Here is a 23,139-nt window from a genome sequence, read left to right as displayed (position 1 = left end):
GTCCGTCAGCACCAGCGTGGCGTGGGCCCGATGGTGTCGATGTGGCGGGCGGCGCCCCAGGCCCAGGTGCCGTCGGTGAGGAGGTACCAGAGCGATTTGTCCCGCTCGGAGTCCCCGTCGACCTTGCAGTAGATGGAGACGACATCGCCCTTGTGGGCGTAGCGGATGACGTGCGAGCCGCGGTTCGGCGAGGTGCGCAGGGCCAGCGAGTGCGCCGTGACGACGCCCTTGAACTTGCCCCGGTCGCCGTGGTTGCCGCCGCCCTGTTGGTTGCCTCCGTTGTGGTTGCTGTTGCCGTTGCCGTTGCCGCCGCCCTGCTGGTTGCCGTAGCCGTTGCCGTTCCCGCCGCCTTGTTGGTTGCCTCCGTTGTGGTTGCCGTTGCCGTTGCCGCCGCCTTGTTGGTTGCCTCCGTTGTTGTCGCCGTGGTTGCCGCCGCCTTGTTGGTTGCCTCCGCTGTGGTTGCCGTTCCCGTTCCCGTTCCCGTTGCCGCCACCCTGCTGGTTGCCGTAGCCGTTGCCGTTGCCGCCGCCTTGTTGGTTGCCTTCGTTGTGGTTGCCGTTCCCGTTGCCGTTGCCGCCGCCCTGCTGGTTGCCGTGGCCGTAGCCGTTGCCGCCGCCTTGTTGGTTGCCTTCGTTGTGGTTGCCGTTCCCGTTGCCGTTCCCGTTCCCGTTGCCGTTGTTGTAGCCGTTGCTGCCCTGCTGGCTCCAGTTCGCCTGGTCGCCGTCGTCCCCCATGTCGCTCGCGACGGCGGGGGTGACGGCGGTCGCGAGGGCGAGGGCGCCGGCGGCCAGAGTTATGGGCAGTCGGCGGGTGAGGGGAGAGCGTGACGAGCGCGATGAACGCAAGGAGTGCGAGGACATGCAGTACCTCCATATAGGCGCGAAAGGGTCGAAGGTGACTAATCGCCACACTAGGAGCAGCCCTTCACGCTCGCCTGCCTTGGTGCGCCATCGGGGACGGCGTCGCTACTCCGTCAGCTCCTCCAGCAGCCGGGCCGTCGTCAGCCCCGCCCGCAGGTAGTCGGCGAACAGCTCGTTGTGCAGGGCCCAGCCCGAGCGGCGGGCCCGGATCAGACGGATGGCCGCCTCGGCGGAGCTGCCCCGACGCATCAGCGCGTGCGCGACGACCAGGCCGGAGCGGTTGTACCCGTGGTAGCAGCGCACGAGGACCTTGCGGCCGTCGTCCAGCGCCTCGCACGCCGCCTCGGCGAGCCGCATGACCCCCAGAAGCTGCGTCCCGTCGAGCGGCCCGTCCGGTATGGGCCACACATGGTGCTCGACCCCGGGATCGGGCCCGTGCCCCGGCAGGCGCAGCAGCGTCTGCACAAGATCGAACTCCTGTTGGACCACCGCGAGCTCCAGCTGCCCGGACCGGCCCCTGAACTCGTGCCCGCCCATCCACAGGCCGGGTGCGATCTCGTTCCACGGACTGTCCGGCGCCGGTACATCGGGTTGGTTCCTGTGGGTGTGCAACGGTGCCTCCCCAACATCACCGCCCAGGTCTTCTCAAAGGTATCCGGGTTCTTGCCCCTGGAGCACCCCGCCTGTTCCCATGGAACGTGGGGTGATGGTGCATGAACGGTCTGCGCGTCATACCGGCCTGGCGGCACGGCCAGGAGCGGCTCTACGTCTGTCTCCCGGACGGCAGGAACCTCGCCTGGTACGACCGTGAGTCGGCCAGGGTCAACGTGCTCGGCGAGGACCACGAGGCGGATGTGCTCGAAGCGCTGGGCCCCTTCCTCACCGGCCCGGTCTCGGTCGGCCCGCCCCCCGTCCCCACCCCCGCCGAGCTGGCCCGACTCTCCCTGCACCCCGACGACGATCTCGCGCCGAACCGCCCGGGCGAGGCCCTGCTGATCGCCCTCGACCGCGACCCCGGCCCGGCCCGCCGCCTCCGCGCCGACCCGCGCCGGCAGGAGCTCACGGCGGAACGGACGGTGGGCGAGGCCCTGGACTGCATGGACGGCCTGGGCGTGCGCACCCTGCACTCGGTCCCGCTCCCCGGCGGCGACCGCATCCACCACCTGCTCATCGGCCCCGGCGGACTGTACGCCGTCCACGCCCTGTACGCCCACAAGCAGCGGGTGACGGTCGCCGACCCCCAGGTAGCCCTCGGCCGCCGCGAGCCGCGCCCTCTGCTGCGCCGCGTCCGCGCCGACGCCGACCGGGTCTCGTACGCCCTGACTGCGGAGGTCCATCCGGTGCTGGTCCTGGTCGGCGCGTCCCGGGTGACGGTGGAGCCCCCGCCGCGCGAGGTGCGCGTCCTGACGGACGGCGACGTGGAGAGCCTGGGTCGCCTGGGGGGAGTGCTGAAACCGGCCGACGTGGGGGCCCTGTACGCGAGGGCACGGGACCGGAACACGTGGGCCCGGCTGTGAACGGGGTGGGCGGAGCCAACCGAGCGGGCTGACTGGAGAGCCGGACCGGCCGGGCCGGCCGTGTCCGGTTCTGTGGGCCGCCATGGGCCGCTGCGGCCCGCTCAGCCGCGGGCCCGCTCAGGGCAGCGCCCCGGCCCGTTCCGGGGTGAGCGGGGGCACCGGCAGATCGCCGTGGTCCCGCGGGCGCGGCGCGACGTCCGGCGCGCGGAAGGCCGGCCGCGCGCCCGAGGGAGCCGCCTCCCGACCCGGAGGTCACTTTCCGTGACGCCGAGACTCCGCCCGAGGCGCCGCCTCGGAGCGGGGCGGCAAGGACCTGGACCTGATGGCCGCCCTGGCAGGAGACCGGCGGCAGGAAGTCGGCCTCGGCCTCGCGCGAACGCCCGACCCGTCGGGCCCTACCGCACCTGTCGCGGTGCGGGCTCACCCGTACGGCGGTTGATGGATCCTCGGACCGGTGTTCGGCGTCTTCCTTCAGGGCTGTGCTTCCCTGTGCGTGATCTGCGGGACCTGTGCACGTGGCAGGGACGGCCGGGTCGCAAGGAACAGTCAAGGACACCGGCGGAGGGCATGACCGAGGACGAGTTCGACGCTTTCTACGCGGCCGCGTTCCCCCGTCTGACCGGGCAGCTCTTCGCCTTCACCGGGGATCTGGGCGAGGCCCAGGACGTGGTTCAGGAGGCGTTCGTGCGGGCCTGGGACCGGCGCCACAAGCTCCAGGCCGACGGGGCACCCGAGGCGTGGACCCGCACCGTCGCCATGCGCCTGGCGGTCAGCCGCTGGAGACGGGCGAGACGCTGGCTGGAGCTGGTGCGCCATTCCGCGCCGCCGGAATCGACCCCCGGCCCCGGGCCCGAACGTGTCGTGCTGGTGGCCGCGTTGCGCCTGCTGCCGGAAACCCAGCGCATGGCCGTCGTCCTCCATCATCTGTGCGACCTCACGGTCGAGCAGGTAGCCTCCGAGACCGGCGCGCCCGTGGGGACGGTCAAGGCCCGGCTGTCCCGGGGGCGGGCGGCCCTGGCCAAGGAGCTGGCGGTGGACGAGGCCGATGCGCCGGCCTGGAGGGAGGACGGCCGTGTCGGATGAACTCGCCACCGCGTTGCGAGAGTTGGCGGCGGACCACGAAACCCCGCCGCCTGTGCCGGCCGCCGAGGTGCGTATCCGGGCGCGGCGCCGCGCCCGCCGCCGGACCACCGTCGCGTTCGGCATGGTGACCACGGCGGCCTGCGTGCTGACGATGATCGGGCTCACCGCGCACACCGAGGAGCCCGGCCGGTACCGCCACCTCCCGACCGCCTCGTCCGGCGCCCGGGCCTCCGGTACCCCGACGACCTCCAGCACGTCGGCGCCCGACGGGGCACCCACCCGCTCGGCCTCCGCCACGGACGGCTTCCTCGACCTGGGCCGCCGCACGCTCACCATCGGCGGCCACGTCGTGCGTGTCGACTCGCACGCCGTCGCCGCGCTGCCGCCCGGCCACCGACTGACCGTGCGCGCCAAGCACAAGGTCATGATGCTGTCGAGCGACCCGAGGACCAAGGGCCGCTACGACGCCAAGGTTCCGTACGTGGTGGAGCTGCGCACCGGCGACCGGATGCCGGTCTACGCGGGCGCCCTCGCCGTCGACACCGAGCCCCTCGGCACCCTCGGCGCGAAGACCGGCTGGCTGGGCCTGAGCGTCAAGGACGCGCGGTGGTTCTACGCCCGCGTCCGGCAGGGCGAACTCATCGAGATCACGTCCACGACCGTCCCGGCCACCCCGGCACCGGGAACACCGGCTCCACCGGCACAGTCGGCGGACCCTTTCGGCTGAACGGCCGCCGTCCGGGCGGCCCGCCACGTGCCGAAGGAACGAGGCCAGGGTGGCGGTGAGTTCGGCGGGTGCGTTCTCCTGGACGAGATGCCCGGCACCGGCGACCGCCTCCCACCGGGCGTGCGGGATCAGCGCGGCCAGTTCCCGCCCGGGTTCGCCCAGCGAGCCCCAGCGCACCTCCCCGGCCGAACCGGAGAACCGCCCGCTCAGCCGCCGCTCACGCATACCCGCCCGTTCTCCCGCCCTTCGCCGCGCTCCGACACCGCTGGCCCACCGTGCCGCACGCACAGTCGCGCACGGTCTTCTCGGCCAGGCCCGGTGCCGGGTCCGCGGCGAACGTCCGGCAGACGCGGCACGTCGATCTGCGGCCCACCGCACGGTCCTCCGCGCGCACACGTGGGACGCACCGCGAACCGAGCGCATACGTCCGGCGCATGGGTGAGGTCTCCCGTCGGCGCCTGGTCCTGCTCGGATGTTCCCGCCGCACCCGCGTTCGCGCGGGGAATCCCGTCTGACGAGCGCGGAACACCCAACTGACGACGGACACAGTCCGGCCCACGGTCGTAGGTGACCGTGGGCCGGACTCCGGAGCGGGCCGGCTCCCCGTGCCCATGCCTGCCCCTACCCCTTGACCGCCCCCGACATCAGCCCCCGGAGGAACGAGCGCTGCAGCGCCAGGAAGGCGAGCACCGACGGCAGCATCGCCAGGAACGCGCCCACCAGCAGCACCCCGATGCCCACCTGGTCGTCCGAGCGCAGGGAGCGCAGCGTCAGCGGCAGGGTGTACTGGGCCGGGTCGGTGGCGACCAGCAGCGGCAGCATGTACTGGTCCCAGATCATCGTGAACCCGAAGATGCCGATCACGCCCGGGGCGGGGCGGCAGAGCGGCAGTACGACCTGCCAGAAGACGCGGAACTCGCCCGCGCCGTCCAGTCCCTACGGGCGAGGTGAACGGACTCCACGCACAGACACTCCGCTCATCAAGGCAGTGAACAGCATTTATGCACATGAACTTTGGCGGTGTGGTCGGTGGTGCGAGCGGGCGGCACGGACCGACCGGACGCCCTGTGCGGCACCATTGACGTATGGCCGAGAACCGGATCGTCAACACCCAACAGTCCGAGGCGTGGAACGGCTACGAGGGCCGGCACTGGGCCGAACACCAGTCGCGCTACGACGCGCTCAACGACCCCGCCAACACCCCGCTCCTGGACGCCGCCCGCATCCAGGCCACGGACAGGGTCCTCGACATCGGCTGCGGCAACGGACGCCTGACCCGGCTGGCCGCCCGCACCGCGGACCGTGCCGTCGGCGTCGACCTGTCCGCGCCCATGCTGGAGCGGGCCCGCGCGAGCGTCGCGGAGGAACACCTCGACAACGTCTCCCACCTCCAGGCCGACGCCCAGGTGTACCCGTTCGAGGACGCCGCCTTCGACGTCGCCCTGAGCCGCTTGGGGATCATGTTCTTCGCCGATCCGGTCGCCGCGTTCGCGAACATCGGACGCGCCCTGCGGCCGGGCGGACGGCTCGTCTTCGTCTGCCCGCAGTCCTTCGGCCGGATGGACCAGTCGGTGATCTTCGCGGCCGTCGCCGAGCACGTCCCCCTGCCCGATCTGTCCGAGGAGTCGGAGACCGGCCCCGCCTCCTTCGCGGACCCCGAACGCACCACACGCGTCCTGCGCGACGCCAGCTTCGACGAGGTCACCGCCGAGCCGATCGAAGTGCCGCAGATGTGGGGCGCGGACGCGGCGGACGCCGCCGCCTTCCTCTTCGGCTGGGGGCCGATGCGCCACTGGCTGCGCGACGCCGCCCCCGAAGCCGTCGACCGGGCCCGGCGGGCCGCCGCCGACGCCTTCCGCGCGTACGAGACAGACGAGGGCGTACGCCTCACCGTCCGCCACTGGCTGGTGACCGCCACCCGGCCGGCATCGGACGGCCGAGGGGACCCGGCTCCGAGGTGAACGGCTGTGGGGTGCCGCTCAGCCGGCCGCGGCCTTCAGGCGTTCGTCGCACCACCGCCGGGCGGTCTCGGCGACCTGTTCCAGCGCGCCGGGTTCCTCGAACAGGTGGGTGGCACCCGGCACGACCCGCAGGGTGTGCGGACCGCTCAGCCTGCGGGCGGCCTCCTGGTTGAGCCGCAGCACCTCGTGGTCCTGTCCGCCGACGATCAGCAGGACCGGCATCCGTACGGCCTCCAGGGCGTCGCCCGCCAGATCCGGCCGTCCGCCGCGCGACACCACGGTCAGCACCCGGGCGGGCCGCTCGGCGGCGGCCACCAGGGCCGCGCCCGCGCCGGTGCTGGCGCCGAACAGGGCGACGGGAAGGCCCCGGGTGCCGGACCGGACGTCGAGCCAGTCGATCGCGGCCACCAGGCGGCGGGCCAGCAGGGCGATGTCGAAGCGGTGCTCGCCGGTCGCCGTGTCGCGCCGTTCCTCTTCCTCGGTGAGCAGGTCGATCAGCAGGGTGCCGAGTCCCGCGGTACGCAGTTCGGCGGCGACCGCACGGTTGCGCGGGCTGTGCCGGGAGCTGCCACTGCCGTGCGCGAACAGCACGACCGCCCGCGCGGGCGTCGGCACGGCGAGGTCGCCCGTCAGTTCGATGTCGCCGACGGGCACCGTGCACACTTGGGAGATCATCTGACTCGCCCTCTTCCTCGCTCTCGCTGTCTCACTACCTTGAGGTGCCTGCTTCCCGCTCGCGCCGCAGCCGTCGCGTCACGACCGACACATCGACCGCCGCCGACAGGGCGAGGACACCGCATCCGACCGCGACCGCGACCAGCTCGCCGCGGCCGGGGCTGTCGCCGGGTCCGGACTCCGCGGCCCAGAGGCCGAAGAGTACGGCCGCCGCGGCGAAGAGCGGCAGGAAGACACCCGCCAGCAGCAGCCGCAGCCGCAGCGGGCTGCGGGCGGTGACCGGTTCGGTGCCGGTCCGCGGCAGCCGCCGGCCGATCCACCCGGAGCGCGTCCTCGGCGCCTTCCGCGTCCTCACGTCGGGGTTCTCGTCGCGCACGCTGTGCCTCCGTCGATGGTTCGGGGCGGCCCTGCTGACGTCCGCCGGGGCCGAGTGGGGTCGTCGGTGACGGCGAGGTCGCCGAGACCGACGAGGCCGATCGGGCAGCCGCCGTGCTCCACGCCCGGCAGGCGGCGCACGGCGTACCGCCGCATCAGCTCGACCGCGTGATCGGTGGTATCGGTGGTGTCGTCCGGCGCCGTCGTACGTCACCGGAACGTCGCCGATGTCCTGCTCGCGCATCAGCCGGGCAGCTCGTGCCACCGTCGTCATGGGCTCGACAGCGGCCGTGCCGGGCGACAGCACCTCACGTGTCCGCGTGGTCATGGGAACCTCCGGATCCTGCGTTCGGCGGTGCGTCGCACTGCCCGCGTAGCCCGCGCCGGGGGCGGTAAACCGTTCGGGAGGGAGGCGCCGTCCATTGAGCGAACGGGGAGGGGTACTTGAACAAGTGGGTGAGGAATCCCATGGGAAAACCAGTAAAAGGTGAACGATGAACGGTTGAATGGGTGACCAGGTTGGTGGCCAGGCGATGACTACGAAGACCACGGGGAAGTCCGGTAAGAAGACGACCGGCGTGACGGACGAAGCAGTGGCGCGCGCACTGCTCGACCGGCAGCGGCGCACCTACGCGGCGCAGGCCGGTATCCGGCTGCGCAACACCCCGGCGCCGCTGTACCAGACGCTCGTGCTCGCCATACTCCTCAGCGCCCCCATCAGGGCCGACACCGCGGTGGCAGCGGCCAGGGCGCTGTTCGACGCAGGAATGCGCACCCCGCGGGCGATGGCGGACGCGTCCTGGCAGCAGCGCGTCGACGCACTCGGCGAGGGCGGCTACCGGCGCTACGACGAGCGGACCTCCACGATGCTCGGCAAGGGAGCCGAACTGCTACTGGAACGCCACGGCGGCGATCTGCGCCGACTGCGTGAGGAACCCGACCCGAAGAAGGCACTGCTGGACATACCCGGGATCGGGCCCACAGGGGCTGACATCTTCTTGCGTGATGTGCAGGGCGTGTGGCCGGAGTTCGCGCCGTACATCGACGGCAAAGCCCTGGACGGCGCCCGACGGCTCGGGCTGCCGGCCTCACCCGAAAGGCTGAGTAGCCTCGTCCCCGGCCGCGAGATGCCCCGGTTGGCGGACGGCCTGGTCCACGCGGCCCTCGACAAGTCGCTGGCGGACGAGGTACTCGCCGCCGCCGGGGCAGCGTGACAGACCCTCCGGTGAATCCCGTGATCCGACCGGCCGAAGGTCCGGAAGGCGCCCGGGAACCCGGATGTCCGGCCGCCGCACAGCAGACCGGCGCCCGGATCCGCACACGTGCAGCCACGTGCTCATTGCGGCCGTCCGGCACCGCCCGGCGCAGCAACCGGGCGGCACATCACCACGGGGCGGACGTTGCCTGATGCGGCACTGGTCAACACCGGTGACTCCCAGCCAACTTCGGTGGGGCCGGCGCCGCTCGGTGCGCACGGGCGGTGCCGGTGCCGAAGATTCCTGTCAACCCATTACCAAGCGTTTATTGAGCAGATACCTTTCTCCTTGCCGGTGGCAGGGGGCGGAGCGATTCAGCCGTTCCTCGTTCCCGCCTGCCCCGGAGTACCGCTGTACGTCGTTCGGCCTGTTTTCGGTTACTACGCCCCATCCTCATGGACCGCCGGAAGGAAGTGCTTTGAACGCTCGGAACCGCCGCACCACGGTAGCCGCCGTATCCGTCGCAGGGCTCATAGCGCCGCTGCTGCTGATCGGATCGGGCGCCGCCTCCGCCCAGAGCGACCCTGCCAAGGAGGCTGCCAAGCTCGCGAAGAAGCTCGTCAAGAAGAGCGATGCCAAGGATGCCTACGAGCATTTGAAGCAGTTCCAGCGGATCGCCGACAAGAACGGGAACACCCGGGTGGCCGGGTCGGAGGGGCACAGACAGTCGGCCGAGTACGTCGAAGGCCTGCTGCGGAAGGCCGGGTACTCGGTGACCCGGAACGAGTTCGACTTCCCGTTCACCGAGACGCTGGCGCAGAGCCTGCGGGTGGTGTCACCGCAGCAGCAGGACGTCCCGGTGATCGCCATGACGTACTCCGCCAACAGCCCGGTCGGCGGCATCACCGCCCCGGTCGCGGTGGTGCCGGCCGACGAGACCGCCGGCTGCGAGCCGGAGGACTACGCGTCCGAGACGTTCACCGGCAAGATCGCGCTGATCAAGCGCGGCGGCTGCTCCTTCGCGCAGAAGCAGGAGACCGCCGCCGGCGCGGGCGCGGTCGGCGCGATCATCTACAACAACACCGAGGGCGCGCTCAACGGCACCCTGGGAGACCCGTCCGTCGCCAAGATCCCGGCCGGCGGCGTCACGCAGGCGGACGGTGAGGCGCTCGCGGCCAAGGCCGCCGTCGGCGCAGTGACCGTCAACCTGGAGATCCGCACCTTCTCGGAGACCCGGCGCACCTACAACGTGATCGCCGAGACCAAGGGCGGCGCCGCCGACAACGTGGTGATGCTCGGCGCCCACCTGGACTCGGTGGCGGATGGCCCGGGCATCAACGACAACGGCTCCGGCTCCGCCGGCATCCTCGACGTGGCCCTGAACCTCGCCCACGAGAAGACCAAGAACAAGGTGCGCTTCGCCTGGTGGTCGGCTGAGGAGTTCGGCCTGCTGGGCTCGGAGGCGTACGTCAACAGCCTCTCGGCGGCGGACCGTGCGAAGGTCAAGCTGTACCTGAACTTCGACATGATCGCCTCGCCGAACTACGCCCAGTTCGTCTACGACGGTGACGACTCCGACCAGGTCGGTGCCGGCCCCGGCCCGGAGGGCTCGGCGCAGCTGGAGCGGCAGATCACCGACTACCTGGACAGCCGGGGCACCCCGTACGAGGGCACCGACTTCACCGGCCGGTCGGACTACGGGCCGTTCGTCGAGGTGGGCATCCCCTCGGGCGGCACCTTCACCGGCGCCGAGGGCGTCAAGACGGCCGAGCAGGCGAAGGTGTACGGCGGTGAGGCCAGTGTCGCGTACGACCCCTGCTACCACGCCGTTTGCGACGACCTGAAGAACATCGACATGAAGGCGTTCGACGTCAACATCGACGTCATCGCCAACGCGGTGGGCCAGTACGCCTGGGACACCAGCCTTCTGAGCAGGCCGGTGGCGCCGCAGAACACCAAGGGTTCGGCGGGCAGCGGCGGCGGCCTGCGCGAGGGCCACGACCACGAGGTCACCGAGTAACTCCCGGCACACACAGGGGGAGGGCCGGACTGCCCGGCCCTCCCCTTCGCCGCCGCGGCGGGAGGCGCATCCGCCGCCGCAGCGCCTTCGTGCCATTCACCGGTACGGCTTCGACCTGACGAACCGGCCCGGATACGAGAGCTCGGCCGATTTGCGAGAGCTGATGACGGTGACGTGGCTCGGCCGCCGGGTTGCCACGAGTGAGCGCTCCGCGGATGAGTTCGGTCGGCGTCCGCGCGCTCTGCGGACGGGCGGAAGCCGGAAGGAGTGGCGGCCCTTTCGAGGACCGTTGCCGTGGACACTCGCGCTCGTTGACGAAGCCGACCGCCTCGACGGTGACATGGACTCGCGCGAGCAGAACGGACCTTACGTGAACGAAGTACATGTACGTATGGGCATCTATCGAAACTCGTACCACACCGACACTTCCTGCCCTGCTCTGAACGGCAAGCCGGAGACGTTCGGAGGGATTGAGCAGATGCCCCGAGAGGACGCGGAAGCGCAGGGGCTCAAGCACTGCCAGGTGTGCAAGGTGTAGGCCTGTGTCCGGGGGATGCCCGCCCGTCGTTCAGCGCTTGTTCAGGCGCCGAAGAGATTGTCCGTCGCCTGCCGCCGTCACTCAACCCACTGCCGTGGCCTCTCGTTCTCCACTTCCGCGGCGGGCTTCTTCGCACGGGCGGACTCGTCCGGCGGTTTACCAGACTTTCCAGGGCCCCGGCATCCCGGGCGGCTCGCCACTTTTCGACATACGAGTGGGAGAGCCGTTCCCGGCGCGGGACCGCGCCCCTCTCGTTCCTGGGCGCGGCGTCGTGCTCGGCGGCGATCCGCAGGCCGTACTTCGAGTTGAAAGTCCGACGCCTCGGCGTCGGATCGGACCCGGCGGGCTCAGTGCTTGGCATAAAGGGCGATTCCCCGGTCGTGCCCTCTCGGGCCGACTCCGCGGAACGGGACGTCTCACCCAAGGCCGGCAGAGAGGGAGTCGACGAACTTCACGCGCTGCTACCGGAGTTCACCGGGGCGCTGGAAGAGGCCGAAGACAGCTCCTCGACGGCCGTAGTCAGACCTTGATGACGGTGACCTGTCCACCGCACAGAGCGGTGAGATCCTCGGGGTCGGAAGTGAGGACCGAGACGGGGCCGGGGGCGGTCAGCGCGGTGGCGCTGAGCATGGCGTCGATGGCGTACTTGTGGCCGTGGAGGCCGGCGTCGGCGAGGAGCACGGCGGCGTGCCGGGCGATCGGCTCGGTGACCGGCTCGACGACCAGGCGGGAAAGCGTCCACTCCAGGGCCGGGCGGTTGATCCGGGGATGGACCACTTCCACGAGGGTGGCTGCCGAAGTGATCACGCGCAGGTCATCGGTGCGGGCCAGGGCGAGCCAGCCGGTCACTGTGCGATCTCGCAGGACAGCCTTGGCCAGTCCTGCGCTGTCGAGGACCAGGGTGCCGCCCGGGACGGCGGGGGAACGGGTCATGCCGCGTTCGCCCCGTCCTGGGTCTGCTGCCGGCGCGCCTGGTGGAGCTGGTCCCGCAGGGACTGAATCTCCTCGTCCGTGATGGGGCCGTGCTCGGCCTCGGCCACCTGGATCAGCTCATTGAGGTTGTCCCGCTCGATCTGGCGGGCGACGGCCGCGGCCACATAGGCGGACAGGCCGGAGGGGCCGCTGCGGGCCTTGGCGGCTTCGGCGATGTCGCGCGGCATGGTGATCGAGTACTTACCGGTAGGCTCGCTCATGCTACTGATCCTACCTCTTATCCTCTCCCTTCTGGGGGTGGCGCTCTGCCTTCTTCGGCGTCGCTGAAGCAGACGATGCGCTGACCTGGAGAGTGGCGGGAGAGCACAGACAGCCGGCACCGCGGACGACGGACGGCTGTTCTTCGAACGAAAAGGGCTCGGTCGTCCCGTCCGCGACCTACCACCGCGTGTGGCAGGAGGCTCGGCTCCTCGCGCTCCCGCCGGCCGGGTCGCCTCCCCGCTCGCGGCCCGACCGTACGACCTCCGGTACTCGGCGCCGCCCGGCCACCGGGTCTTCGCCGGTCGCCGTCCTCTGATCTGCGCCTGTCCTCAGCTCCCCGGCCCTCGGACGGGCAGGCAGGTACTGCGCCGTCTCGCCGGGGTACGCGGACCGGGTGGTGCCAGAGGGCCTCGCCGCCTGCGGTGGAAAGGGAGGCGTCATCGTGCAGCACCCTGCAGGAGACCCGGTCCGGCCCGCTCGCAAAGAGCGTGCCACCACGGTGCTGGAACTGGGCGGACCGTGGTGGGCGTCCCGGCGGAAGGCGGCCGGGCGTACTCGAGGTCGAGGTGAACCCGGTGTCGGAGGAGAAGTCGTACGAGCCGGCTCCGGCCGACCCGGACGCAGGCCGCCGGATCGCCGTTCCGACGGCCCCAGTCGGTGTGACTCGGCTGGTCAGCCGAGAGCCTGGATGAGGTCGTTGCACGCCTGCTCGCAGGAGCGGCAGGCTTCGGCGCACAGGCGGCAGTGCTCGTGCGCGTCTGCGTGCGCGGAGCATTCGTCGGCGCAGGCTTTGCAGGCGGTGGCGCACGCGGTGAGGATCGCGCGGGTGATGTTGGCGTCGTAGCCGGTGTGGCGTGACAGCACGGACGCGGTGGCGTTGCAGATGTCCGCGCAGTCCATGTCGGTGCGGATGCACTTGGTGAGTTCACCGACCATGCCCTCGGACAGGCAGGCGTCCGCGCATGCCGTACACGCCTGGGCGCAGGCGACGCACTCCTCGATGCAGCGGGTGAGCTTGTCGCGGTCGACCTGGCCCAGGTCGGCCGGATAGGTGGCGAGCATGTCCTTGACCGTGGTCATCACCGGTCGCCTCCTTCGGATCGGTGCCGGAGGGCGGTGGGCCGGGACGGCCACACCTCCACCTCTTCCGACACCTGCCGGGTTGGCCGTCGCCCGGCGGTACAAACGTGGTCGGGGCACCCCTGTTCCGCCAGAGGCACCCCCGGCATCGTGGGCTTGCCGGATGGCGCGGGCTCCTTCGTGGGAGAGCATGGCTCTGTCAGAGGGCGTTAAGTCCGTTTCTGGTAGCGGCCCCGTCCGGGCTGGGTGAGGAAGCCTTGGCGGGTGAGGCGCCCGAGGCGGCTGCGGGTGACGTTCATGCATGGGTCGTCGGTGGGCATGCCGAGGAGTTCGTGCAGTTCGCGGACCCGGAATGCCTGGTCGGGGTGCTGGTTGAAGGCGTTCACGATGGCCTGGTAGGCGGTGGTCGACTCGGACGGACCGGCCTCGTCTCCGTCTCTGGTCGGCGTGAGTTCGACGATGACCTTCCGGGTGGTGGCCAGGTCCATGAGACGCGCTTCGGTCTCGGCGAGCACGGCGGTCAGGTGCTCGATCTGGCCGCGGAGTTCACCGGCCCGGGCGGTGGCCTCGTCCTGCTGGGCCTGGAGATCCGTCAGGAACTCGGTGATGTTCACGCGGCCGCCCGGACGGTGTCGCGCCAGGCCGGTGTGGGTGTGGTGAGGCGGCGGGCCATGTTCGCGGTGGCGGCCCAGTAGACGCGCGAGGCGGCGTTGTCGGGACGGTGGTCGTACTCGCGGGCCAGGCGCCGGTGCAGCATCAACGTGCCGTTGACCTGCTCGACCACCCACCGTTTCGGCTGTGGGACAAAGCCCTTGCCCTTCTCGTCCGGGTTGCGGCGGACGGTCTCGACGGTGATGTCCAGCAGGGCGCCGTGGATGATGACCTCGTCCTTGAATCCCTGGTCCACCAGGGCCTTCTCCAGGCGCATCCCGCACCGCTCGGCCACCTGGTCGAGCAGGGCCACCCCGGCGGCGTTGTCGTGCGCCGACGCGGCGAGCACGACGACCCCGATGATCAGTCCCAGCACGTCGACGGCCAGGCCCCGCTTGCGCCCCGGCGTCCGCTTGCTGGCGTCCAGCCCCGTCGTGGTCTTCGGGACTCCCGCGGCCGCGCGCACGGACTGGGTGTCGATGACCACGAGGGACGGGTCCTCTAATCGGCGGGCCTTCTCCCGCACCTGGCAGCGCAGGAGTTCCTGGATCCGCTGGTCGAGCCCGTCCTTGCGCCACAGCGTGAAGTAGTAGAACACCGCCGACCAGGCGGGCAGGTCATGGGGCAGGTAGCGCCACTGGCAGCCCGTCCGGTTCTGGTAGAAGATCGCGTTCACGACCTCCCGGAGATCACAGGTCCCGGGATCCTTGGTCGCCGACCGCGCCACCCGGTCCTGCTTCCAGGACGTGATCATCGGCTCGATCAACGCCCACTGCTCGTCCGATAAGTCGCTCGGATACGGCTCACGCTCCATGCCGATATCCGAGCATGCACATGCCCAACCGCTGCCCCGAACGGCAACCAGTCACACGAACGAGCGATCGCGAACCCAGAGAGATGGGACTTAACGCCCTCTCAGGAGTGCCTTCCGGCGTCAAGGCGTCGCAGCAGACTCGCAACCACCAAGGAGGGCGCATGTCCACCACCGGCCGCAAGGAACTGCAACACCCGCGTTTCGCACGTCAGTATCTGAAGGTTGCCGCCGAGACCGACCGGCGCGGCGGCGCCGCACACCGCGACCGGTTGCTCGGCGGACTGACGGGTCGCGTGCTGGAGGTGGGTGCCGGACAGGGCCGCAACTTCCCGCACTACCCGGACACCGTGACCGAGGTGATAGCGCTCGAACCCGACGACACCCTGCGCGCCGTCGCCGAGCAGACCGCAACCTCGGCACCGGTGCGGGTCACGGTCGTGGCTGGTGAGGCCGCCCAACTTCCCTGTAAGGAAGGCGAGTTCGACGCCGTCGTCGCCTCGCTCGTCCTGTGCTCGGTGGACGACATGCCCGAGGTGCTGACGGAGATGGCCCGCGTCCTGCGGCCCGGCGGCGAGCTGCGCTTGGGCCTTGTCCCCGAGGGGTGGACACCTGTTCGTGTCGTTATGCGGCGAGTGTCAGGGGAGCCGACTGTTGCTCGTAGGCGATCGGTGCCTGCTGTCCGTTCGCCGAGTGTCGTCGGCGGGTGTGGTAGCGGGTGGTCCAGCGGAAGACGGCCAGGCGGCAGGCGCGGGCCCCGTCGAAGCGGCGGGCGCCGCGGAGCGTCTCGCGTTTGAGGGCCGCGTTGAAGCTCTCGGCGAGCGCGTTGTCCGCGCTCGTGCCGACCGCGCCCATGGACTGCCGCACCCCCAACTCGGCGCATATATCGGCGAATTGGCGGGAGGTGTACTGCGCTCCGTGATCGCTGTGGAAGACGGCTCCGGCCAGGCTGCCGCGGGTCGCGGCAGCTGCCCGGAGCGCGTCGGCGACCAGCGAGGTGCGCATGTGAGCGGCGATCGACCAGCCCACCAGGCGGCGCGAGAAGCAGTCGATCACGGTCGCCAGATACAGGAACTCGCCGTCACCCACCGGCAGGTAGGTGATGTCGCCGACGTACTTGGTGTTCGCCGCCGTGGCGGTGAAGTCGCGCCCAAGCAGGTCCGGCACGGGCGTGGCGGACGGCTCGGGCACGGTGGTGACCTGGCGCCTGCGCAGCCGCAGCCCGGCGATGCCGTACTTGCGCATGACCCGTCCGACGCGCTTGTGGTTCACGCGCTCACCGTCGTCGCGCAGCTCGGCGGTGATCCGGGGCCGGCCGTAGGTGCCGTCCCACTCGGCGTGCACGGCCCTGATCCGCTCGGCGAGCGCGGCGTCCGCCCGCTCGCGGGCGGCGCGGGCCTCCCGGCCGGCCCGCCATTTGTAGAAGCTGGAGCGGGCGACCTCCAGCACGTGACACAACCGCTTCACGCCCCAGGCGCGGTGGTGGTCCTCGATGAACTTGAAGCGGTTCACCAGTTCATCTCGGTGGCGAAAAACTTCGTCGCCTTGCGCAGAATGTCCCGTTCGGTGGCCAGGGTCGCGTTCTGCTTGCGCAGGTCCTTGTTCTCCGCGCGCAGGGCCGCTATCTCGGCCTCCAGCTCTTCCTTCGTGGCCTCGCTCACCGGGACGTCCTTCGTGCTCTTGATCATGGCGCCGCTCTTGCCGCGGCGGGCCCGCTCGGCCCGCACCCAGTTGCGCAGCGTCTCCCGGCTGATCCCCAGGTCCTTGCCGATGCCCTCGAGGGTGTGGCTCGGATCCGACAGGTACAGCGCGACAGCGTCCGCCTTGAACTCGGGCGAATAGACCTTCATCACCATAAGAGATCCCTCCTCCCCGGCCCCTGCCGGGGCCGGGCTCAGAGGTGTCCACCGCTCGGGGACAGGTCCCCTTCTACGAGCACGTGCGCTCGCCCCGCCGCTGGGCAGGCCGGCTGGAGGACGCGATCACTCCGCTGTGGAGCCGGGCCGCAGGCGGCTGCCACCCCAACCGAGACACCGAAGCCGCCATTCAGGCGGTCGGATTCACCATCACCGGCATCGACCGGTTCGGTTTCTCTCCCTCCGCGTTCATGCCGAAGACGCTCCATATCGTGGGCACCGCCGTACGGCCCTGACATGCGTGCCGCAGCCCCGCCCGCCGAAAAGTCACGCTGTCGCGCAGCGCGCTTCGAGCATGTCGACCATCAGCCTCATCTCGGCCTGCTGGCCCTGCATGATGCGCTGCATGGCCGGCGGTCCGGCAGCAGCCAGTGAACCGAACGTCTGTTACGCGACCGCAACACTCAGCCTCGATCCACCGAAGCCCTCCACCGCTGAACAGCGCTTCCGCAGTTCAGGGGCGGGATTGAACCAGCTCACCGCTGCACTTCCGAGGTGCAACCGCCGATGCGGTCAACACATCGGCAAGCGTGGGCGGTTGGCGACTCCAATCCAAGATCATCGGTGGATCCGGGTTGAGCCGCAGGTCACAGATTGGTCGCTCGGGAGGCCCTGCGGCAGTGAGGCCCCGCGTCACTTTTTCGGTACCGGCAGGGCTTGTCGGCGGTTGCCTCGTCCATGAGACGCCGCCGGCCTCGTGTGTCAGCGGCAGGCCGTACACTCCGGCCACGCATAAAGGATCGATCACACGCGAGTCCGTGCCCAGAATTCTGGACGAGCGCAATGAGACGCAACACGAGGCTTCCTGTCGACGTACCATTTCGGCAGGGCCTGTTCGTACGTACTCGTGCACGTAAGGGGAGAAGAATGGCGACACTCGAGGAGATCAGGACACTTCTGGGAGAACCTTCTTTCAATTGGTCTGATCCCGCTCCCTGGATCCGACTGGAACAGGAACTCGGGGTCTCTTTCCCTGCTGACTTCCGGGACATAACCGACGCCTACGGCCCCGTTTTGATCAACGAAAAATTGTACCTTGACCACCCTGGCCATCCGATCAGGAACCTGGGAGAAGAGATCAAGGAGTCGATCGAGTTCTGGCTTGAAGAAGATCTAGCAGATTTCCTTCCCAGTGGGGCAGGGTCTCGCCCTGGAGAGCTGTTGCCGATCGCAACAGGCGCAACAGCAGAGACCATTTTCCTGCAAGTACCACACGCGCCGTCAGCACCTTGGGTCGTAGGCGTGCAGGAAATGGACAGTGGGGAGTTCGTGCTCTACGAAATGACGTTCAGCGATTGGTTGCTGGCATATCTCAAGGGCGAGGACGTCATGGTGGGTTCCTCCGCCCCGGACCACCCGTTCTACAAGCCTCTGGCCTAGTACTCCAGCCGTAGATCGTTATGTGCCTTGCTTGGGGCTGTCCGCCGCTGGAAGAAACCAGGTGGCCTCGGCGCACCATCTGGGTAGAGTCGGGCAATGCCCGAGTTGCAGCGGCTGAATGCCGGCCATGCCCCGGCGGTCCTGGCCTTCGAGCTGGCGAACCGCGCCTACTTCGCTGCCGCGGTCCCCGACCGCGGCGACGACTTCTTCGACCAGTTCACCGACCGGTACAACGCTTTGTTGGCTGAGCAGGAGGCTGGCATCTGCGCCTTCCACGTGCTCCTCGCCGAGGACGGCTCGGCACTCGGCAGGTTCAACCTGGTCGACATCGAAGACCACACTGCGGAACTCGGCTACCGGGTCGCGCAGCACGTCGCCGGCCGAGGCGTGGCGACCACAACCGTCCGGGAGCTGTGCCAACTGGCAGCGGCCCAGTACCGGTTGCGCACACTCCGGGCGGCCACCGTCCGCCAGAATGCCGCGTCCCAAAAGGTGCTGACCAAAGCCGGGTTCGTCCCTGTCGGCCCCGCCGACCCGGCCCACCTCGGCGGTAAGCCAGGCACCTGGTATCAGCGCGACCTGGTGCACGCGATCTCGCCGGGGGACCGGCTGCGGGAAGGCCGTGGCCACCGCTGATCATCGGTGTGTGAAGACTGACGATCATGCGGTGGCCGTAGGTCACGGCGTAGACCCTGCCCGCTGGCAGGAGGCGTTCGAGGTCCTGATGTCCCGGATAGCGGGCCGGTTCGCGCGGGTCGAACCCCGGCGTCGGGTGCGGGACTTGGTGCGGGGGCTGCTGTCGGACCTGCCGCGCAAGAACTGCTGGACGATCGCGGAGTGGGCCGGGGAGACCAGTCCGGACGGCCTGCAGCACCTGCTCGGCCGGGCCAAGTGGGACGCCGACGCCGTACGCGATGACGTGCGCGAATACGTGCTGGAACATCTGCACGACGAGGACGCGGTGCTGATCGTCGATGAGACCGGGGACGTGAAGAAGGCCACGCACACCGTGGGTGTCCAGCGCCAGTACACCGGCACCGCCGGCAGGATCGAAAACGCGCAGGTCGCCGTCCACCTCGTCTATGCAGGCCGCCGCGGACACGCGGCAGTGGATCGCGAGCTGTACATCCCGCGCTCGTGGATGTGCGACCCGGACCGCTGCCGGGCAGCGGGACTGGGCGAGGACACCGTCTTCGCGACCAAGCCGGAGCTGGCCACCCGCATGATCGGCCGGTTCCTTGACGCCGGACACCGCGTGGGCTGGGCCGCAGACGACGAGGTCTACGGCGGCAACCCGAAGCTGCGATCCGCGCTGGAACAGCGCCAGGTCGGCTACGTCCTCGCCGTCGCCTCCTCCCACGAAGCGGCCACCGATGCCGGGAAGTTCCGCGCGGACGCGCTGGCCGCGAAGGTGCCCAGGCGAGCCTGGCAGAAGCTGTCGGCAGGGGCCGGCGCCAAGGGCCACCGCTTCTACGACTGGGCCGTCATCGACCTCGCCGAACCCCGCCCCGGCAGCAATCATTGTTGATCCGCCGCAACCGCACCACCGGTGAACTCGCCTACTACCGCTGCTTCTCGCCCGCCCCGGTGCCCCTGGCCAGGCTGGTGCGGGTCGCCGGGTCGCCGGGTCGCCGGGTCGCCGGGTCGAGATGGCGGGTGGTGGAGACCTTCCAGTCCGGAAAGGGCCTGGCCGGACTGGACGAGCACCAACTCCGCCGCTTCACCTCGTGGTCGCGCTGGGTCACCCTGGCCATGCTCGCCCACGCCTTCCTCGCCGTCGTCCGCGCTGACGAACACGCTCGTCATCCCACCCCGGACGGGCTGATCCCGCTCACCTGCAACGAGATCCAGCGACTGTTCACCACGCTCGTCGTCCGGCCCGTGCACGATGCGGCCCACCGGCTCCGCTGGTCCGCCTGGCGACGCCGCCATCAGGCCCGAGCCCGGGCCGGCCACTACTGCGGACAAGCCGCGAATCAGACATGAAGATCACGGTCTACGGCTGGAGTACTAGGGCCTGTGTGATGTTGTGATCAATCGGCCGCTTGCAGGAGATCTCCGATCCAGATCATCGAGGCGCGGAGTTCGAGGCCGGCGAGGTAGCTCTCGGGCGTCTTGTCGAAGCGTGTGGCGATGCCGCGCCAGTCCTTCAGCCGGTTGATCAGTCGCTCGACGGTGTTGCGGTCACGGTAACGATCGGCGTCGTACGTGACGGGACGGCCGCCCCTGCTGCCCTTCCTCTTGCGGTTGGCGGCCTGGTCCTTCTTCTCCGGGATGACCGCCCTGATGTGCCGTTTGCGCAGGTAGGCGCGGTTGGCGCGGGACGAGTAGGCCTTGTCCGCGGCGACCGCGCCGGGCCGGGTGCGGGGCCGGCCGACCGGCCCGCGGACCCGGACCTTGTTCAGCACGGGGATGAACTGCGGGCTGTCCGCGGCCTGCCCGGCGGTCAGCACGAACGACAGCGGCCGGCGCTTTTGGTCGGCGGCGAGGTGAATCTTGCTGGTCAGTCCGCCGCGGGACCGGCCGAGCAGGGCTTCCTTCAGGCGGAGCCTGCGTCGGCGGCGGACGCGCCGGCGTTCTTCCCGCTCGGGCCCGTTTCCGCCGTCCCGCCCGTTCTGTTCCGCCTTGTCGCCCCCTTTTGCCGGGCCTGTTCCTGCTCGGCGGCGGCCTCCTCGAGCGCCTCCATGACCTCCTGGCCGACGAGCATCCCGGCGGCGTCGTGGTGGGCGCGGACGGTCGTGGAGTCCACGCTGACCAGGGACAGGTCCGTTTTGCCCCGGCGGGCGGCCTCGGCGATCAGGCCCTCCAGCAGGGCGGTGAAGACACCGGCGTTCCGCCAGAGCCGGAAGCGTCCGTAGACGGTCGGCCAGGGGCCGAACTCGCCCGGCATCTCCCGCCACTGCGCGCCCGTCCTGAACCGCCAGATCACCCCCTCGAACTGATCCCGCAGCCGCTCGGGGTACGGGCCGTACTCGCCTATCGGCAGGAACGGCTCGATCAACTTCCACTGTTCTTCGGTGAGTTGTCTGCGCGTCACGATTGTCTTCCTACCGGATCCGCCTTCCAGGCGGATCCGGACCGGCAAGACTGATCACAACATCACACAGGCCCTAGGGCGTGTATCGGAAGTGTTCTAGGTTGGCTCATGTGACCGTGCGGGAGCGGAGTTATCGGTATGTGGGGCCGGTTGACCTGAAAGCTGCGGTCCGGCCTGGCAGCGGCGGCTGCCGGATCGGTTCGGCGGCTGACTTCGACAGCTGGGTCGCTGAGCGACCGGCGGCGGAGCTGGTCGAGCCGTTCACCTTTGTGGTCGGCACGGACGGCGTGCTTCGGCTGGCACCGAGACGAAGCGAGCATGTGGCCTGTGCCGGCGGAGGACCGGTCCTGAGCGCAGGCGAGATCAGCTTCACCCGCGAGGCAGGCCGATGGGTCGTGGGCGACGTCAGTAACCACTCAACCGGGTACTGCCCGGACGTCAGCTCCTGGTCGGCGGTCGCCCAGGCTCTGGACCGTGCGGGGCTCGGGCGTCCGTCCGGCTTCACCCACGAGGTGATGTTCCGGCGCTGTCCTGGCTGCCAGGAGCACAACATCGTGCGCGAGGACGACTTCTTCTGCGTCTTCTGCGGCAGCGATCTGCCCGAGGTGTGGAACGTGGATCCCGCTGCATGAGAGCGGTGGGTCACAGCCACTCGTTGATGGCTGCGACCAGTACGGTCGCCTCGTAGCGGACGGCGAGCTTGTCGTATCTCGTGGCGACCGCGCGGTGCCGCTTGAGGCGATTGATTCCGCACTCCACCGCATGGCGCTCCTTGTAGTCGGCCTTGTCGAACTTCGGTGGCCGGCCACCGTGGGAACCGCGCTTCTTGCGGTTGGCGACCTGGTCGCGCTTCTCCGGGATCGTGCAGCGGATACCGCGCTTGCGCAGGTAGGCGCGGTTCGCGCGGGAGCCGTACGCCTTGTCGGCACGAACCTTGTCCGGTCGGGTGCGCGGGCGGCCCGGCCCGAGCCGGGGCACCCGGATACGGCCCAGGACCACCTCGAACTGCGGGGAGTCCCCGCGCTGCCCGGCCGTGATCACGATCGACATGGGCCTCTGGCCCGGCTCGACGGCGAGGTGCAGCTTGGTGGTCAGGCCGCCGCGCGAACGTCCGAGCCCCTGATCGTCCGGCTCGATGGCGAGCCGCCGGGCGGCTCCTTCTGCAGGTCCCCCTTTTGCGGGCCCCGGCGGCGTGCTGGTGGGCCCGGCACACCGTGGAGTCGACGTTGATGTCCCAGGCAATCAGGTCCCTGGCATCCGCCCGGGCCTGGAGTGCGGTGAGGATCCGCTGCCAGGTGCCGTCCCGCTGCCAGCGCCGGAACAGGTCGTACACCCGGCCCCACGGCCCGTACTGCTCGGGCACGTCCCGCCACGGGATGCCGGTGCGAACCCGGAACCGTATGCCGTCGATCAGCTGCCGTCGGGTCCATATCGGCGGCCGACCCGGCTTCTTGCCCTTCGGCAACAACGGTTCCAGCACCGCCCACTGCTCGTCCGTCAGATCTCCTCGCGCCACGAAGCAAGATCATCTCACCTCAAGATCCACTTTTGATACACGCCCTAGTCGTCGCCGTGCCGCTGCCCACCTTGAGGAGTCCGGCCAGGCATGGGGTCCGCGCGCCGCTGCCGCGCCACGAAGATCGCCGCCACGACCGACATCATCAGGAAGAGCAGGGCACCCCCGCCCGACATCACCGCCAGCACGGCTGCCCCGCCGCCCCCGACATCCTCTTCACGGGCGACTACCTGTGGATCGTTCGCCTGGTATCGGACGGTCAGCCGGGCGCCGACGGAGCTCCTGCCGCCGCCGCTGCCTACCGGCAGATCCGCCACCACGGTTCGCCCAGCCGCCTCGAACTTGACCTGGCAGTGGCCCGCCATGCACGCGCCGCTCGTATGCAGCGTCGCATGAGCCCGCGCGCCGTCTTGGAGGGAGCGTAGATGCTGGGCCGCCGGAAACATCACCAGCACCGACAGCGCGCCCAGGAGCAGCGCGAGCACCAGCGACATCAGCAGGGCCGTACGAGGCCCCAAGCCACCTGCGGCCGTGTTCTGCTGGTGCGCACTGGAGGCGCCTGCGTTCGATATGCCGTCCAGGTCCCTTACCGTCCGTTTCGG

Annotated in this window: 23 protein-coding genes and 4 pseudogenes; 13 read left to right on the top strand and 14 right to left on the bottom strand. The window is 70.0% G+C overall.

The window, feature by feature from the left end; translation table 11 throughout:
• Positions 1–5: 5 nt before the first annotated feature.
• Positions 6–860, bottom strand: a complete 855-nt coding sequence (locus tag WJ438_RS13925; RefSeq protein WP_406725522.1) for an SH3 domain-containing protein — start codon at positions 858–860, stop codon at positions 6–8.
• Positions 861–965: 105 nt separating this feature from the next.
• On the bottom strand, positions 966–1,472 hold the full coding sequence (locus WJ438_RS13920) for a dual specificity protein phosphatase family protein (protein WP_406725521.1): 507 nt from the start codon (positions 1,470–1,472) through the stop codon (positions 966–968).
• A gap of 101 nt (positions 1,473–1,573) precedes the next feature.
• On the opposite strand from WJ438_RS13920, the gene WJ438_RS13915 reads away from it, so the two are divergent.
• The 3 genes from WJ438_RS13915 to WJ438_RS13905 all read left to right on the top strand — a co-directional run bounded on the left by WJ438_RS13915 (position 1,574) and on the right by WJ438_RS13905 (position 4,187).
• Positions 1,574–2,377 carry an NERD domain-containing protein gene (locus tag WJ438_RS13915; protein WP_406725519.1) on the top strand — a complete coding sequence of 268 codons (804 nt, stop codon included), beginning with the start codon at positions 1,574–1,576 and terminating at the stop codon, positions 2,375–2,377.
• A gap of 567 nt (positions 2,378–2,944) precedes the next feature.
• The gene (locus WJ438_RS13910) at positions 2,945–3,460 is read left to right on the top strand and encodes a SigE family RNA polymerase sigma factor (protein WP_406725518.1); all 516 of its coding nucleotides are present in this window, start codon (positions 2,945–2,947) and stop codon (positions 3,458–3,460) included.
• On the top strand, positions 3,450–4,187 hold the full coding sequence (locus WJ438_RS13905; RefSeq protein ID WP_406725517.1) for a hypothetical protein: 738 nt from the start codon (positions 3,450–3,452) through the stop codon (positions 4,185–4,187). The genes WJ438_RS13910 and WJ438_RS13905 overlap by 11 nt, the downstream gene beginning before the upstream one ends.
• A gap of 621 nt (positions 4,188–4,808) precedes the next feature.
• Here the strand turns inward: WJ438_RS13905 and WJ438_RS13900 are convergent.
• Positions 4,809–5,120, bottom strand: coding sequence for a carbohydrate ABC transporter permease (locus WJ438_RS13900; protein ID WP_406729681.1), 312 nt, complete (start codon positions 5,118–5,120; stop codon positions 4,809–4,811).
• 152 nt (positions 5,121–5,272) lie between these two features.
• Here WJ438_RS13900 and WJ438_RS13895 point away from each other — a divergent pair, with 152 nt between their 5' ends.
• Entirely contained in the window at positions 5,273–6,148 is an 876-nt protein-coding gene (locus tag WJ438_RS13895) for a class I SAM-dependent methyltransferase (RefSeq protein ID WP_406725516.1), read from the top strand.
• An 18-nt stretch (positions 6,149–6,166) separates the two neighbouring features.
• On the opposite strand, the gene WJ438_RS13890 is transcribed toward WJ438_RS13895, so the two are convergent.
• A complete protein-coding gene (locus tag WJ438_RS13890; protein ID WP_406725515.1) occupies positions 6,167–6,823 on the bottom strand; it encodes a dienelactone hydrolase family protein in 657 nt (218 codons plus the stop codon).
• 34 nt (positions 6,824–6,857) lie between these two features.
• A complete protein-coding gene (locus WJ438_RS13885; RefSeq protein ID WP_406725514.1) occupies positions 6,858–7,199 on the bottom strand; it encodes a DUF6343 family protein in 342 nt (113 codons plus the stop codon).
• 532 nt (positions 7,200–7,731) lie between these two features.
• Here WJ438_RS13885 and WJ438_RS13880 point away from each other — a divergent pair.
• Together WJ438_RS13880 and WJ438_RS13875 are read left to right on the top strand one after the other, a co-directional pair.
• Positions 7,732–8,412 carry an endonuclease gene (locus WJ438_RS13880; protein ID WP_406725513.1) on the top strand — a complete coding sequence of 227 codons (681 nt, stop codon included), beginning with the start codon at positions 7,732–7,734 and terminating at the stop codon, positions 8,410–8,412.
• A gap of 460 nt (positions 8,413–8,872) precedes the next feature.
• Complete coding sequence (locus WJ438_RS13875) at positions 8,873–10,414, top strand: M28 family metallopeptidase (RefSeq protein ID WP_406725512.1); 1,542 nt, start codon at positions 8,873–8,875, stop codon at positions 10,412–10,414.
• 1,057 nt (positions 10,415–11,471) lie between these two features.
• Here the strand turns inward: WJ438_RS13875 and WJ438_RS13870 are convergent.
• Entirely contained in the window at positions 11,472–11,885 is a 414-nt protein-coding gene (locus tag WJ438_RS13870; protein WP_406725511.1) for a type II toxin-antitoxin system VapC family toxin, read from the bottom strand.
• Positions 11,882–12,145, bottom strand: a complete 264-nt coding sequence (locus WJ438_RS13865; RefSeq protein WP_406725510.1) for a CopG family transcriptional regulator — start codon at positions 12,143–12,145, stop codon at positions 11,882–11,884. The genes WJ438_RS13870 and WJ438_RS13865 overlap by 4 nt, the downstream gene beginning before the upstream one ends.
• Positions 12,146–12,254: 109 nt before the next feature.
• Here WJ438_RS13865 and WJ438_RS13860 point away from each other — a divergent pair.
• Positions 12,255–12,422: pseudogene (locus tag WJ438_RS13860) on the top strand (site-specific integrase); the annotation flags it as partial.
• Positions 12,423–12,818: 396 nt separating this feature from the next.
• Here the strand turns inward: WJ438_RS13860 and WJ438_RS13855 are convergent.
• From WJ438_RS13855 to WJ438_RS13845, 3 genes are all read right to left on the bottom strand, one after another.
• Positions 12,819–13,226 carry a four-helix bundle copper-binding protein gene (locus WJ438_RS13855; RefSeq protein ID WP_406725509.1) on the bottom strand — a complete coding sequence of 136 codons (408 nt, stop codon included), beginning with the start codon at positions 13,224–13,226 and terminating at the stop codon, positions 12,819–12,821.
• A 209-nt stretch (positions 13,227–13,435) separates the two neighbouring features.
• Positions 13,436–13,840, bottom strand: coding sequence for a hypothetical protein (locus WJ438_RS13850; RefSeq protein WP_406723465.1), 405 nt, complete (start codon positions 13,838–13,840; stop codon positions 13,436–13,438).
• On the bottom strand, positions 13,837–14,691 hold the full coding sequence (locus WJ438_RS13845; protein WP_406723466.1) for an IS5 family transposase: 855 nt from the start codon (positions 14,689–14,691) through the stop codon (positions 13,837–13,839). Before WJ438_RS13845 ends, WJ438_RS13850 begins: the two co-directional genes overlap by 4 nt.
• Before the next feature lie 14 nt (positions 14,692–14,705).
• On the opposite strand from WJ438_RS13845, the pseudogene WJ438_RS13840 reads away from it, so the two are divergent.
• Positions 14,706–15,260: pseudogene (locus WJ438_RS13840) on the top strand (class I SAM-dependent methyltransferase); the annotation flags it as partial.
• A gap of 52 nt (positions 15,261–15,312) precedes the next feature.
• On the opposite strand, the gene WJ438_RS13835 reads toward WJ438_RS13840, so the two are convergent.
• Positions 15,313–16,544, bottom strand: a protein-coding gene (locus WJ438_RS13835) for an IS3 family transposase (RefSeq protein ID WP_406725508.1) whose coding sequence is annotated in 2 segments (ribosomal slippage) — positions 15,313–16,223 and positions 16,223–16,544 — 1,233 coding nt in all. Because the reading frame shifts where the segments join, the coding sequence is not laid out codon by codon here.
• A gap of 44 nt (positions 16,545–16,588) precedes the next feature.
• Between WJ438_RS13835 and WJ438_RS13830 the strand changes: the two genes are divergently transcribed.
• The 4 genes and pseudogenes from WJ438_RS13830 to WJ438_RS13815 all read left to right on the top strand — a co-directional run bounded on the left by WJ438_RS13830 (position 16,589) and on the right by WJ438_RS13815 (position 19,970).
• Positions 16,589–16,840 carry a hypothetical protein gene (locus WJ438_RS13830; RefSeq protein ID WP_406725507.1) on the top strand — a complete coding sequence of 84 codons (252 nt, stop codon included), beginning with the start codon at positions 16,589–16,591 and terminating at the stop codon, positions 16,838–16,840.
• A 631-nt stretch (positions 16,841–17,471) separates the two neighbouring features.
• Complete coding sequence (locus WJ438_RS13825) at positions 17,472–17,984, top strand: SMI1/KNR4 family protein (protein ID WP_406725506.1); 513 nt, start codon at positions 17,472–17,474, stop codon at positions 17,982–17,984.
• A 96-nt stretch (positions 17,985–18,080) separates the two neighbouring features.
• Positions 18,081–18,620 carry a GNAT family N-acetyltransferase gene (locus tag WJ438_RS13820; protein ID WP_406725505.1) on the top strand — a complete coding sequence of 180 codons (540 nt, stop codon included), beginning with the start codon at positions 18,081–18,083 and terminating at the stop codon, positions 18,618–18,620.
• A gap of 88 nt (positions 18,621–18,708) precedes the next feature.
• A pseudogene (locus tag WJ438_RS13815) lies at positions 18,709–19,970 on the top strand (IS701 family transposase).
• Between the two features lie 47 nt (positions 19,971–20,017).
• Here WJ438_RS13815 and WJ438_RS13810 read toward each other — a convergent pair.
• Positions 20,018–21,021 (bottom strand): annotated as a pseudogene (locus WJ438_RS13810) (IS5 family transposase).
• Positions 21,022–21,131: 110 nt separating this feature from the next.
• Here WJ438_RS13810 and WJ438_RS13805 point away from each other — a divergent pair.
• A complete protein-coding gene (locus tag WJ438_RS13805; RefSeq protein WP_406729680.1) occupies positions 21,132–21,653 on the top strand; it encodes a hypothetical protein in 522 nt (173 codons plus the stop codon).
• Between the two features lie 10 nt (positions 21,654–21,663).
• Here WJ438_RS13805 and WJ438_RS13800 read toward each other — a convergent pair.
• A protein-coding gene (locus WJ438_RS13800) for an IS5 family transposase (protein WP_406725504.1) occupies positions 21,664–22,537 on the bottom strand; the annotation gives its coding sequence in 2 pieces (ribosomal slippage) (positions 21,664–22,149 and positions 22,151–22,537; 873 coding nt in all).
• A gap of 44 nt (positions 22,538–22,581) precedes the next feature.
• A complete protein-coding gene (locus tag WJ438_RS13795) occupies positions 22,582–23,031 on the bottom strand; it encodes a DUF3592 domain-containing protein (protein WP_406725503.1) in 450 nt (149 codons plus the stop codon).
• Between the last annotated feature and the right edge of the window lie 108 nt (positions 23,032–23,139).

The sequence above is a fragment of the Streptomyces sp. GD-15H genome, assembly GCF_045291515.1.
GTDB lineage: Bacteria > Actinomycetota > Actinomycetes > Streptomycetales > Streptomycetaceae > Streptomyces.
Note: the sequence above shows the minus strand (reverse complement) of the source record. Positions and strands in the feature narration are given on the sequence as shown.